A 13,506-nucleotide genomic window follows, 5' to 3' on the forward strand; every position below is an offset into this window, starting at 1 on the left:
ACCGCGGGGCAACCGGCCAGCGCACGCTGCAACAACGCCTTGACCGGGACCGGCCGACCGTCCCCCGCCAGGGCGTCGGGGGTGATGACCACCGTCGCCCCGGAGGCCCGCAGTCGGTGCGCCATGCGGGCGGGCGGCTCCTCCCCGGGGAGGGAGACGCGCACGGCCTGGAGGTGGACACAGGCCAGGGTGACGACGACCGATTCCAGACCCATCGGAAGGAGGACCGCGACCCGGGAACCGGCCCGCACGCCGAGCCCGGCCAGGGCCCGGGCCGCGCGTCCTCCCTGGTCCAACAGTTCGGCGTGGTTCAGCACATCCGTCGGTCCCGGATCCTCCGGTCCCGACTCCCCGTGGTGTTCTACAGACATGCGCGGAGCCTGCCGCAGGGTGATTGACGTCCGATAAACGCCCCTGTCCGGGGCCGGATCGCCGCCCCGTGCTCCCGGCCCCGTGCCGACCCGCGTGGTATGCGTCCCCCATGCGGGAAACAGAGCGGGAAACAGGACCGGAAGCGCGACGGGGGCGGGACGACCGAGGAATCCGGAAGGCGGGCGCCGGCGGAACGGCGGACTCGGAGGGCTCGCTGACGGATGTGGAGGGGCTGCTCGTGGGGCACGCCCACCGGCTGGACGACGGGTGGTTGAGCGGCACGACGGTGGTCCTCGCGCCTCCCGAGGGGGTGGTGGCCGGGGTGGACGTGCGCGGGGGCGGCCCGGGCACCCGGGAGACCGACGCCCTGGATCCGGGCAACCTGGTGGACCGGATCCACGCGATCGTGCTCTCCGGAGGCAGTGCCTTCGGGTTGGCCGCCGCCGACGGCGTCACGGGGTGGCTGGCCGAACGCGAACGGGGCTATCCGGTGGGCCCCGCTCCCCACCAGGTGGTGCCGGTGGTTCCCGCCGCCGTGCTGTTCGACCTCGGACGCGGCGGGAAGTGGACGGCGCGTCCCGACGCGGCCCTCGGCCGGATCGCGGCGGAGGCCGCGGGTGTCGGGTCGGCGGAGGGCAACGTCGGGGCCGGGGCGGGCGCGGTGGCCGGCGATCTGAAGGGCGGGGTGGGTACCGCCTCCACCCGGCTGCCGTCCGGGGTCACCGTGGCGGCCCTGGTCGCGGTCAACCCGTCGGGCTCGGTGGTGGACCCCGGGACCGGGGCGTTGTGGGCCCAGCCGCTCCGGGTGCCGTCGGCCGAGGTGCACACCGCCGCCCGCCGAACCATGGAGGAGGCCCGCCGGGAGACGGAACGGCTCACCCCCAACACCCTGGCCGCCCCGTTGAACACGACCCTTGCGGTGGTGGCGACGGACGCCGCCCTGGACCCGGCCGGGGCGAGGAAGTTGGCGACGACCGCGCACGACGGGTTGGCCCGGGCCATCCGCCCGGTGCACCTGCTCAGCGACGGTGACACCGTCTTCGGGTTGGCCACCGGGGCGCGCGCCCTGCCGAAAGGGGAAGCCGCCCGGTTGGCGGAGACCAACGCCGTGCTGGCGGCGGGGGCCGACGTGCTGTGCCGGGCGGTGGTGCGGGGAATCCTGGCGGCGGAATCGGTACGCACCCCGGGCGGCGTCTTCCCCTCCCACCGTGAGCTGTACGGGGCACGGGGCCCCGGCGGGGAGACGGCTCGCCCCGGGGCGGGTTGATCCCGTGCTCTCCCCCGGCCGGAGGTTCGTGTGCCGACGCGGCGGACACATCGGAAAAGGGCCTCGGCGGACCGGCTCCCCGGGTCCTTCACCGTCCCCGGGAGGGCACTGCCCGGCCGGGCCGAACGAAAGGGTCGATCCTGTCGCCCACCACCCGTCCCCGTCCCCGGGCGAGCCGTGCGCGCCGGGTCGGACCCCGCCCCGGGACGGGCACCCGGTGAGGGGGTCGCGGCGGTCGCCCCCGCCGCCGACCACGCTCCATCGGCCCCGGCCGGAAACGCCCCCGTCCCGTCCCGGATGAGGGGGACGGGACGGGGGCGTTCCGGCCGGGACGGGTACGCGGGCGGCACCGGCGCCCCCGCCATGACGGCGCGGATCAGGGAGCGGGGACGGCCTCGGTCTCCACCGCCCGCTCCGCCTGCTGCGCGCCACGGGTGCCCTTGAGCAGGATCACCAGCGTCGCGGTCACGGCGGTGCCCGCCGCGATGGCGAGCAGATACAGGAAGGGGTTGCCGATCAGCGGTACCACGAAGATCCCACCGTGCGGCGCCCGCAGGGTGTTGCCGAACGCCATCGCCAGGGCCCCGGCCACCGCACCGCCGGCCATCGAGGAGGGGATGACCCGCAGCGGGTCGGCGGCGGCGAAGGGAATGGCGCCCTCGGTGATGAAGGAGGCCCCCAGCACCCAGGCGGCCTTGCCGTTCTCCCGCTCGGCACGGGTGAACAGTCGGCGGCGCACCACCGTGGCCAGTGCCATGCCCAGCGGCGGGACCATGCCGGCCGCCATGACGGCCGCCATGATCTGCAGGTTGGCCTCGGTCGGGCTGGAGACGGCGATGCCGCCGATGGCGAAGGCGTAGGCGACCTTGTTGACCGGCCCACCCAGGTCGAAGCACATCATCAGACCCAGCACGACGCCCAGCAGCACGGCGTTGGCCCCGGAGAGACCGGACAGCCAGTCGGTCAGACCCTCCTGCGCGGCGGCGATCGGCTGCCCGATCACCACGAACATGAGGAAACCGACGATCGCCGACGACAGGAGGGGGATCACCACGACGGGCATGATGCCGCGCAACACGTCCGGCACCTTGAAGCGCTGGATGCCCAGCACCACACCACCGGCCACCAGACCGGCGACCAGGCCGCCGAGGAAGCCGGCGTCGATGGTGATGGAGATGGCGCCGCCGACGAAGCCGGGCACCAACCCCGGCCGGTCCGCCATGCCGTAGGCGATGTACCCGGCCAGGACCGGGATGAGGAAGCCGAAGGCCGCACCGCCGATCTGGAACATCAGGGCGGCCCAGCTCTGGGTGTCGGTCCAGGTGAACTGGTCGATCACCGAGGGCGCGTCGGTGATCTCGTAGCCGCCCAGCGCGAAGGCCAGGGCGATCAGCAGGCCGCCGGCGGCGACGAAGGGCACCATGTAGCTCACACCGGACATCAGCCAGGTGCGCAGACGGATCCCGAAGTGGTCACCGGAGCCGGAGCCCGCGGACATCGGCGGGCCGTCACCCGCGTCGCCGCCGGAGGTGGGGAGCGGGGAGGTGCGTTCCCCGCGCTCGGCCCGGGCTCGGGCCTCGGCGATGAGTTCGGCGGGGCGGTTGATGGCGGCCTTGACGCCGGTGTCGACGACCGGCTTGCCGGCGAACCGGGTCTTCTCGCGCACCTCGACGTCGTGGGCCAGGATCACCGCGTCCGCGGCGGCCACCACGGCGGGGTCCAAACGCTTGAAGCCCGCCGACCCCTGGGTCTCGACGGCCAGTTCGATCCCGTCCGCGCGGGCCGCCTGCTCGAGCGACTCGGCCGCCATGTAGGTGTGGGCGATTCCGGTCGGGCAGGAGGTGACGGCCACCACCCGGAAGGGGCGGTCCGCTGCCGGCACGGGCTCCCGCACCGGGAACTCCCCGGGCGGGGCCGGGATCCCGTCCGCGTCGGAGGCCGTTCCGGGCGCGGCGTCCGCACCGGGGGTGGTGTCTGAAACGGGACCGGTCGAGGGGGTCGCCGGGTCCGTGGCACCGGCCGTGTCGGAGTCCCCGGCGGGACGGCCGGCGAGAACCTCCCCCGCGTCCGCCACCGTGGCACCCCCGCCGGTGGCCCCGGCCCGCTCCTCCGCGGGGGTCTCCGCCGGGGCGGACTCCCTCGCGATCAGGGCGGCGGCCCGCCCGGGATCGGTCGCCTCCCGCAGGGCGGTGGTGAACTCCTCGCGCATGAGCTCCCGCGCCAGGCTCGCCAGGATGGAGAGGTGGTCGCGGTCCCCACCGGCCGGTGCGGCGATCAGGAAGATCAGATCGGCGGGTCCGTCCGAGGCGCCGAAGTCGACGCCGTCGGCGCTGCGGCCGAAGGCCAGGGTGGGTTCGGTGACATGGGTACTGCGGCAGTGCGGGATGCCGATGCCGCCCTCCAGGCCGGTCGGCATCTGCGCCTCGCGCGCGGCGACGTCGGCGAGGAAGCCGTCGAGATCGGTCACGCGCCCCCGGGCCGCCATGCGCTCGGCCAGCGCCCGGGTGGCGTCTTCCTTGGTGGTGGCGGAGAGGTCGAGATCGACCAGCTCCGCGCTGATCAGGGTGCTCATCACACGGCTCCGTTGGCGGGAGAGGAGGTGGCGGGCCGGGCCGGCGCGGGTCCGGTCGCCGGGTCGGGGGGACGGTTGAGGGGGCGGGCGCGGGGCGGGTCGTCGGTGACGGTCACCGCGTCGGGACGCAGGTCGGCCGGGCGGGGCATGGCGCTGCCCGGGAGTTGGACGGCGGCGGCGCCGTGGGCGAGGGCCGCCGCCAGCGCGTCGGGCCCGCGACCGCCGGCGCCCAGGAAGCCGGCCAGGGAGGCGTCACCCGCGCCCACGTCGCTGCGGACGGTCTCCACCGGGGCGGTGCCCCAGTGGACGCCGTCCTCCTCGACCAGCAGTTGGCCGTCGGCGCCCAGGCTGGCCAGGACGGCGCCCGCGCCGGCCGCCCGCAGTTCGCGGGCGGCCTCCACGACCGCTCCCAGGGTGGCGAGGTCCGCGGCGACGCGGCCGGTGGCCTCGGCCAGTTCGTCGAGGTTGGGCTTGACCACGTCGGGACGGCCGTGCAGGGCGGCCAGGAACGCGGGCCCGGAGGTGTCCACGGCGATCCGCGCGCCGGTGTGGTGGATGCGGGAGACCAATTCGGCGTACCAGTCGTCGGCGGGGCCCCGCGGCAGGCTGCCGCAGCAGGCCGTCCAGTCGGCGCGCGGCGCGTACCGCCCGACGGTGACCAGCAGGGCCTCGCTCTCCGCCGGGCTGAGCTCCGGTCCGGCGGCGTTGACCTTGGTGAGGGTGCCGTCGGGTTCGGCCAGGGAGATGTTGACCCGGGTGGAGCCGGTGACGGGGACCTCGACCGGCTCGACGCCCAGTCCGCCGAGGAGGCGGGAGAGCAGTTCGCCCTCCGCGCCGCCCAGCGGGAGGACGGCGGTGGTCGGACGGCCGCCGGCGGCGACGGCCCGGGAGACGTTGACACCCTTGCCACCGGGGTCGACCCGGTCGGTTCCGGCGCGCAGCACGGCGCCGCGCTCCAGGGCCGGGATGCCGTAGGTGCGGTCCAGGCTGGGATTGGGGGTGACGGTGAGGATCATGCGCGGCGGACCTCCGTGCCGCAGGCCTCGATCTCCCGGGCGTCCCGGGGGTCGAGGTCGGTGTCGGTGATGAGCAGATCGATGTCCCGGAGGTCGCCGAAGCGGGCGAAGTGCTCGCGGCCGGACTTACCGGAGTCGGCGAGCAGGACCACACGGCGACCGGCTGCGATCAGCACGCGTTTCACGGCGGCCTCGGCGAGGTCGGGGGTGGTCAGGCCGGTGTCCGGGGAGAAACCGTTGGTGGCGAGGAAGACCAGGTCGGCGCTGATCTCGCCGTAGGTGCGCAGGGCCCAGGCGTCCACGGCGGCCCGGGTGCGGTGGCGCACCCGACCGCCGATCAGGTGGAGCTCGATGCCGGGGTGGTCGGCGAGCCGGGCCGCGAGCGGCAGTGCGTGGGTCACCACGGTGAGTCGGACATCCGACGGGAAGAGCGCGGCGAAGGCGGCGGTGGTGCTGCCGGCGTCGATGATGACACTGCCCTCCCGGGGCAGTTCGTCCAACGCGGCCCGGGCGATGCGCTCCTTCTCCTCGACCGCGGTGGCTTCGCGGCGACCGAGGTCGGGCTCGAAGTCCAGACGGCCGATGGGTATGGCGCCGCCGTGCACGCGACGCAGCAGGCCGGCCCGGCCCAGTGCCTTGAGGTCGCGGCGCACCGTCTCGGAGGTGACCCCGAACCCCTCGGCGAGGGAGACCACCTCGACCCGGCCCTCTTCACGGGCCAGGCGGAGTATCTCCTGCCGACGTTCCTGTGCGTACATCCGTCCGGTGTCCGTTCCGCTTCGAACCGGGTCTTCCGGTGTCCGAATGAGTGATTTCAGGACAAGATTACGACCGTGGCGCCATGAAGTAAACACACCCGGCACTCGAAACAGACATGAACGGGCACTTCGCGCTCAAGATAAAGACCATCGGTTACCCACCGCATCCACTGGATCCATCGCATCCGCCGCATCCGCCACGCCCGCCGGCGCTCCGGGCGGGCCGACACGAGTCGGACGCCCCCCGCACCGGGCACCGCGTCGGCCCCGGGCTCACCGATTCCACCGACCGGTCCCCGCTCCGATCCCGTGCCCCCGGTTCGGACACGTCCGGCCACCTTCGGGTACGCGAAAAGCCCGTCCGGCCCGGGACGCGGACCTTTCGATCCGCGTCCCGGGCCGGACGGGCCACGAGGGGCGGACCCCGACGAGAGGGGAAACGTCGGGGTCCGCGCGGCACACCGGGCGATGCCGGCGGCCGGTTCCGGGGGCGGGCCTCCGCGCGGGTGCGCGCGGCCCCGCCGCGATCGTCGGCCGGTCATCGGACGACCGGATGACGAGGGGGGACGGCTCAGGCGGCGGCGTCGAAGCCGGAGGCGTCGGCCATCCGCTTGAGCTCCAACAGGGCGTGCTTCTCTATCTGCCGGATCCGCTCCCGGGTCAGGCCGTGCTGCCGGCCGACCTCGGTCAGGGTCCGCTCCCGGCCGTCCTCGATGCCGTAACGGGCCCGGATGATCGACGCGGTGCGGTCGTCGAGCCGATCGATCAACTCGTCCAACCCCTCCCGACGCATCATGACCATCACCGACTGCTCGGGGGTGGACGCGGAGGTGTCCTCCAGCAAGTCGCCGAACTGGGTCTCACCCTCGTCGTCCACGGACATGTTGAGGCTCACCGGGTCCCGGGCCCAGTCCAGGACGTCCTGAACGCGCTCGGGGGTGGTGTCCAGCTCGACCGCGATCTCCTGCGGCTCGGCGTCCCGCCCGTGCTCGCGGTTGAACTCCCGCTGCACCCGACGGATGCGCCCCAACTCCTCGACCAGGTGGACGGGGAGCCGGATGGTGCGCGCCTGGTCCGCGATGGACCGGGTGATCGCCTGCCGGATCCACCACGTGGCGTACGTGGAGAACTTGAAGCCCTTGGCGTAGTCGAACTTCTCGACCGCCCGGACCAAGCCGGCATTGCCCTCCTGGATCAGGTCCAGCAGGGGCAGACCGCTGCGCGGGTAGCGACGGGCGACGGCGACCACCAGGCGGAGGTTGGAGCGGATGAAGACGTCCTTGGCGCGCTCCCCCTCGGCGGCCATCGCCGCCAGCTCCCCGGTCGGGATCTCCGCCGCCGGACCGTCCGGCGCGGGCTCCACCTCCCCGTCCAGGATGCGGCGGGCGTACAGACCGGCTTCGATGGTCTGGGACAACTCGACCTCCCGCGCCGCGTCCAACAGCGGGGTGCGGGCGATCTCGTCCAAATACATGCCCACCAGGTCGCGCTCGGTGGCGTCGCCCTCCGCGGAGGGCTTGGCGCTGCCCGTGGCTCCGACCGGACCGGAGGTCTGTCGGCTGCGGGCGACGGCACGGGTTGCCATACGTGCTCCCTTGCGAATGATTCGGTGTGACGCTCGGTGGCGCTCTGCCTTGTGCTCCTTCTCGGCCGGCGGAATGCCTCCTCGCACTCGCCTTCCGTAACGAATCAACGACGGGAAACCGGACAGAATTCCCAAGCGACGCATCTTTTTCCGGAGATGCAGTACCCTGCCCGGCGGCGCACGCGGATGCCGCCCCGGTGAAGGTCCCGTCGACCGGGCCCATCACCCCGACCGGCTCGCGCGGCCGATCCCGTCGGCCCGCTCCCCACCCGTCGCCGTCGCGTTTCCCCGGGGGCTCTCACCCCCTTGGACGAACCGGACCCCGAAAAGGTTGCGGATCAACTCTTCCTCGCCTGCCCGACTCCCCGGCGGGCATGTGCGATCCCTCCTCTTTCCCTCCTCTTCCTCCTTTCTTCGGCCGATTTCCCCGTCGGGCGCCGGGAACCCCGCGTCGGCCCCCTCCCGACCGGGTATTCGACGGCCCGCACCCGGAGTTCCCCGCCCCCGGGCCCGGGCACCGGCCCCTCGCCTCCATGCCCGCCCCCGCCTCCCCACCGGTCTCCCCGACCCGCCTCCCCACCGCTCCGACGCGCCCTTCGATCCGGCCACTTCCCCCGGGCAGGCCGGCCCCGGCGGGCCCCGGCGCCCGTGGGGCCCACACCCGTACTTCCCGGCCGGTCCCCCACCCGGATGCAGTAGCCCGACGCGCGGACCGCCCCCATCCGGCGCACGGTGGTCGAACCACCCGGTGACCGCTCGGTGACCGCTCGGTGACCGCCCGGCGCGGACGCCCCGAAGGGGCCGTCGGAACGCCCGCCGGGGCCCGGGAACGACGGAGGGACGGGAGAGGGACCAGGAGAACCGAAGGAGCCCGGCGACGCGGCGACCCGGACACGGCGACACGGGAGGCGGGCCCGACACCCCGCACCGGCATCCCCCACCCCGCATCCCGCGACGCCGAGTTCCGCGACTTCGGGCCCGGGGACCCGACGAGGAGGAGGTGACGCCCGCCCATGCCGACGGCCACCACCACGAACGCCGCCGGGCGGCCCCGCATATCCCGGGGTCGGGCGCTGTTGTCGGCGACCGGTTCCCTGGCGTTCATCGTGAGCACCGCCCCCGGAATGGTCGCCGCGCTCCCCGCCGACCCGCCCCTTCCACCCTCGTCGATCACCACCACCGGCGTCTGCGCCCTCCCCGGCGGGGAGGGCCTGCACGCCGGTATACCCACCCCGCCGGGCTTCGCCCCGACGGGGGGAACCATCCGCGCGCTGACCCTGTTCATCGATTTCCCCGACGCCGAGGCACGGATCGACACCGGCGAGCGCTTCGCCGAGTTCTTCCCCGCCACCGCCGAGTACTTCGCCACCGCCTCCCGGGGCCGGATGGACTACCGACCCGACCCGGTGCACCGTTGGCTGCGGATGTCCCGCCCGTTCGAGGAGTACGGCATCGACCGCGGGGTGGGGTGGCACCCGGACGACCCGGCCGGTTACAACGCCCTGATGCTGGAGATCGTCGGGGCGGTCGGCGAGGAGGTGAACTTCTCCTCCTACGACGTGGTGAACGTCCTGGCCGCCCCGAACGCCGGCCCCTCCGCCCTGGAGACCGTGCTGTCGGTGTCCTTCCCCGGCCGACCGCTGGTGGAGACCCCGACCGGTCCCCTGCGGAACGTGAGCTTCATCTGGAGCACCCAGCCGGGCGACAGCTCCCACCGGGTCCTGGTACACGAGAACGGCCATGCCTTCGGACTGCCGGACCTCTACTGGACCGGCGCGGGCGAGCCGCCGCTGCTGACCGGGCACTGGGACGTGATGGAACAGGACTGGGGGCCCAGCAACGGCCTGCTGGGCTGGCACCGCTGGAAGCTGGAGTGGTTGGACGACGACCAGGTGGACTGCGTCGTGGAGAGCGGCACCACCGAGCACCGCATCGTCCCGCTGGGCACTCCGGACGCCGACGCCCCGGACAACGACGCCCCGGACGCCGGTGCGGGCCCTGACGCCGACCCGCGGGCGGCCCGGCCGGAGGGCGCGGCGCCGGTCCGCCCACCCGGCGCCCCGGCGGACGCCGGCACCGACACCCGGTTGGTGGTCCTGCCGGTCGGCCCCCGTCGGGCCATCACCCTGGAGGTGCGGACGCCCTCCGCGCTGGACCACGCCGTCTGCCGTTCCGGTGTGCTGATCACCCGGGTGGACACCGCCGCGCGGACGGGCGAGGGGCCGATGCGGGTGGAGGACGCCACCCCCGGCAGCGGCGGCTGTCACGACCCCGCCGACCCCCAACTCGCCCATGAGCTGAGCGACGCCGCCTTCCTGCCCGGTGACACCTTCCACGACCCCCGGACCGGGGTGCGGGTGCGGGTGGTGGAGGTCGACGGGGACGGCGCGCACGTGGTCCGCGTCACCCGCCGGTGAGACTCCGGCGACCCGCCGCAGGCCCCCCGCGCACCACCCCCGACGGCCAGCCTCACCGGCTCCCACCCCCGCCCGATCCCGTCACGGACCGGTTTCGCCGGCCCCGTCCGGCGGCCCCGCTTGTTAGATTTGCCGGCGGTGCCGCGACAGCCGGCGGCACCCGTGGGGCGGCACGCGGCCGACGCCACGACACGAACGGAGAGCACCGGGGCACCGGGGTAGGGACGGGCGTGGAGAGAGCGGCTTCGACAACGGCGTCCTCCGGGGAGCCCGACGACGGCTCCCCGCGGGCCCTCCCGAACCGGTCGATCGGCCGCTCGGCGGACCGACCGGAGGTGACGGACCAGACGGACCCGACGGGCGGGGCCGCCCCCGTGGATGACGGGGTCCGCCGCTGGATCGCGCGCCGCCGGAACATCGAACTGGCGCTGGTGCTGCTCGCCGTCGCCATCTCCGCCTTCGGCCACGCCGCCGCGCATCTGGCCGTCCACGGCGAACTCCCCTCCGGCCTGCTCGGCTACACCGCCGGTCTCGGTGCCCTGGCCGTCGGCGGCCACCTGGTGGTGCGCCGCTTCGCGCGGTACGCCGATCCGTTGATCCTGCCGGTGACGGTGCTGCTGTGCGGGCTGGGTCTGGTGCTGATGGACCGCCTCGACCAGGCGTACGCCGAACGCTTCCCGGAGGGCCACTACCAGGCGGTGGCGGTCGCCCCCGGCCAGGCGATCTGGACGGCCATAGGGGTGGCGCTGCTGGTCGGCGTGCTGCTGGTGATCAGACACCACCGGGTGCTCCAGCGGTACGTGTACCTCGGCATGGCCCTGGCGATGATCCTGCTGATGCTGCCGGCGTTCTTCGGCGCGGATGCCTTCGGCGCCAAGCGGTGGATCCGGGTCGGGCCGCTGTCGGTGCAGCCGGGCGAGTTCGTGAAGGTCATGATCGTCGTCTTCTTCGCGGGCTACCTGATGGCCAACCGGGACGCCCTGGCGCTGGTCGGCCGCCGGGTGCTGGGGCTGGCCCTGCCGCGCGGCCGGAACGCCGGCCCGGTGCTGCTGGTGTGGGCGGTCAGCCTGGTCGTGCTGTTCTACCAGCGCGACCTGGGCACCTCGCTGATCTTCTTCGGGGTCTTCATCGTCATGCTGTACATCGCGACCGAACGCACCAGTTGGGTGGTGCTGGGCGGGTTGATGGCGATCGGCGGCGCGCTGGCGGTGGCCGCCACGCAGTACCACGTCAAGGCCCGGGTGGCGGCCTGGCTGGATCCGATGTCGATCTACCTGCCGGAGGACCAGCGCCCACCGGGGGTGATCTCCGAACAGTCGGCGCAGGCGCTCTTCGCCTTCGGCGCCGGTGACCTGACCGGCACCGGCCTGGGCCAGGGCCACTCCTACCTGATCGGCTTCGCCGGCCGCAGCGACTTCATCCTGGCCACCGTCGGCGAGGAACTGGGCCTGCTGGGCGTCACACTGGTGCTGCTGCTGTACGTGCTGTTGATCTGGCGGGCGTTCAAGATCGCGATGACGGTCAGCGACCCGTTCGGCAAACTGCTCGCCTACGGCCTGGGAACCGTATTGGCGCTGCAGGTGTTCGTGGTCGCCGGTGGCGTGACCGGGTTGATCCCGCTGACCGGCAAGGCACTGCCGTTCCTGGCACAGGGCGGATCGTCGACGGTGGCCAACTGGTTGTTGATCGCGCTTCTGATCAGAATCAGTGACGCCGCGGGCAGGGCCTCCACACTTCCGGAGGGGAACGCTACGATCCTCACCCCGGTGGTCCGGGACACCGCCGCACGCCCGACCGGCGGCTGATCCGACCGGGTCCGGGGGCGACACGGCCCCGCGGATCCGGCGGCGCGGCGGCCCCGTGTGCCCGTACCACCGGCTCCACCCACCGGAAGGAGCCCCGCCCGTGAACCTCCGCGACGACGCCCGCGCCCTGTCCGACGACCTGATCCGGATGCGCCACGACCTGCACCGCACCCCCGAGGTCGGTCTGGACCTGCCCCGCACGCAGGAGCGGGTGCTGGCCGCCCTGGACGGCCTGCCGCTGGAGATCTCCACGGGCGAGGGCCTGAGTTCGGTGACGGCGGTGCTGCGCGGGGCCCGGCCGGGTGGTCCGACGGTGCTGCTGCGCGGGGACATGGACGCCCTGCCGGTGGCCGAGCGCACCGGGCTGCCGTACGCCGCCGAGGGCGACCTCATGCACGCCTGCGGCCACGACCTGCACACCACCATGCTGGCCGGCTCCGCCCGTCTGCTGGCGACCCACCGCGACCGGCTGGCCGGGGACGTGGTCTTCATGTTCCAGCCCGGCGAGGAGGGCTGGGACGGGGCCGGACACATGCTCGCCGAGGGCGTGCTGGACGCCTCCGGAACCCGCCCGGTGGCCGCGTACGCCCTCCACGTGTCGTCCTCGATCCACGCCTCGGGGGTCTTCGCGACCCGCACCGGACCGCTGCTGGCGGCCTCCAACGTCCTGGACGTGACGGTGCGCGGAGCCGGCGGACACGGCTCCGCGCCGCACCGGGCCAAGGACCCGATCCCGGCGGCCTGCGAGATGGTGACGGCGCTGCAGACCTGGCTGAGCCGCGCCTTCGACGTCTTCGACCCGGTGGTGCTGACCGTGGGCAGCTTCCACGCGGGCACGCTGCCGAACATCATCCCGGACACCGCCCGGTTCACCGCGACCGTGCGGAGCTTCTCGCCGGAGGCGTTCGAGCGGCTGCGGGAGGGCCTGCCCGCGGTGTGCCGGGGGGTGGCGGCGGCGCACGGGCTCGAGGTGGACGCCGAGTTCATCGAGCAGTACCCGACCACGGTCAACGACGCCGCGGAGGCCGACTTCATCGCCGAGACCGTGCGCGAGGTGCACGGCGAGGAGCGGTACGAGCCGATGGAGAACCCGATCCTCGGCGCGGAGGACTTCTCCCGGGTGATCGCGGAGGTGCCGGGCGCGATGGCCTTCCTCGGCGCGACCCTGCCCGATCGGGACCCGGAGACCGCGCCGAGCAACCACTCCCCGCTGGCGGCGTTCGACGACGCGGTGCTGGCGGACGGCAGCGCCCTCTACGCGGAGCTGGCGGTGCGCCGTCTGGAGGCGGAGGCGGTCACCGCCTGACGCGGGGCCCGTGGTGCGGGGGCACGTCGCGGGACACCCCGGGCGACCGGGCCGTCGGAAGGGCGCCCCCTCCCGACGGCCCGTCGGTGTGTGGGGCGGATCGGGTCGGGGATCGGGGCCGCGCGGGGCGTGGGAACGCGTCGAACGCGTCCCCGGGGTTTCGGAGTTACCCGCCGATCACCGATGATCCAGGTACGAGCGCCTTCAGTCGCCGTACGACCCGATTCGGTCAACCGTGCTGCGCAAGCTCACCCGAAAACATAATCTTCAAACAGAACTCGACATCACCGGGTTCGCCGCCATCGGCCCGCACCCCCGGGCCCCGACTCCCCGCCGGCCCACACCCGCCCCCGGACGATCTCCCTTCCCCCGCATCGCCCCCAGCACGTTATCCAGCACGTCGCCAGT

The 13,506-nt window shown here is 73.8% G+C and carries 8 protein-coding genes and 1 pseudogene; 4 read left to right on the forward strand and 5 right to left on the reverse strand.

Annotation, left to right across the window (positions count from 1 at the left end):
• Window positions 1-2: 2 nt before the first annotated feature.
• Window positions 3-371 (reverse strand): annotated as a pseudogene (locus tag LZF96_RS01920) (AMP-binding protein); the annotation flags it as partial.
• Window positions 372-481: 110 nt separating this feature from the next.
• On the opposite strand from LZF96_RS01920, the gene LZF96_RS01925 reads away from it, so the two are divergent.
• Complete coding sequence (locus LZF96_RS01925) at window positions 482-1,639, forward strand: P1 family peptidase (RefSeq protein ID WP_233865039.1); 1,158 nt, start codon at window positions 482-484, stop codon at window positions 1,637-1,639.
• Window positions 1,640-2,015: 376 nt separating this feature from the next.
• Here the strand turns inward: LZF96_RS01925 and LZF96_RS01930 are convergent, their stop codons facing one another.
• The 4 genes from LZF96_RS01930 to LZF96_RS01945 form a co-directional block, all read right to left on the reverse strand.
• Entirely contained in the window at window positions 2,016-4,211 is a 2,196-nt protein-coding gene (locus LZF96_RS01930; protein ID WP_233865040.1) for a fructose-specific PTS transporter subunit EIIC, read from the reverse strand.
• Complete coding sequence (pfkB, locus tag LZF96_RS01935; RefSeq protein WP_233865042.1) at window positions 4,211-5,227, reverse strand: 1-phosphofructokinase; 1,017 nt, start codon at window positions 5,225-5,227, stop codon at window positions 4,211-4,213. The genes LZF96_RS01930 and pfkB overlap by 1 nt, the downstream gene beginning before the upstream one ends.
• On the reverse strand, window positions 5,224-5,985 hold the full coding sequence (locus LZF96_RS01940; protein ID WP_233865044.1) for a DeoR/GlpR family DNA-binding transcription regulator: 762 nt from the start codon (window positions 5,983-5,985) through the stop codon (window positions 5,224-5,226). Before LZF96_RS01940 ends, pfkB begins: the two co-directional genes overlap by 4 nt.
• A 571-nt stretch (window positions 5,986-6,556) precedes the next feature.
• On the reverse strand, window positions 6,557-7,570 hold the full coding sequence (locus LZF96_RS01945) for an RNA polymerase sigma factor RpoD/SigA (protein ID WP_233865046.1): 1,014 nt from the start codon (window positions 7,568-7,570) through the stop codon (window positions 6,557-6,559).
• Between the two features lie 1,013 nt (window positions 7,571-8,583).
• Here LZF96_RS01945 and LZF96_RS01950 point away from each other — a divergent pair.
• The 3 genes from LZF96_RS01950 to LZF96_RS01960 all read left to right on the forward strand — a co-directional run bounded on the left by LZF96_RS01950 (window position 8,584) and on the right by LZF96_RS01960 (window position 13,098).
• Entirely contained in the window at window positions 8,584-9,987 is a 1,404-nt protein-coding gene (locus LZF96_RS01950; protein WP_233865048.1) for a M6 family metalloprotease domain-containing protein, read from the forward strand.
• Between the two features lie 374 nt (window positions 9,988-10,361).
• Complete coding sequence (locus LZF96_RS01955; RefSeq protein WP_374203066.1) at window positions 10,362-11,792, forward strand: FtsW/RodA/SpoVE family cell cycle protein; 1,431 nt, start codon at window positions 10,362-10,364, stop codon at window positions 11,790-11,792.
• 100 nt (window positions 11,793-11,892) lie between these two features.
• Complete coding sequence (locus tag LZF96_RS01960) at window positions 11,893-13,098, forward strand: M20 family metallopeptidase (RefSeq protein ID WP_233865049.1); 1,206 nt, start codon at window positions 11,893-11,895, stop codon at window positions 13,096-13,098.
• Window positions 13,099-13,506 lie beyond the last annotated feature (408 nt).

The organism is Streptomyces sp. ST2-7A, from assembly GCF_021390475.1.
Classification (GTDB): domain Bacteria; phylum Actinomycetota; class Actinomycetes; order Streptomycetales; family Streptomycetaceae; genus Streptomyces.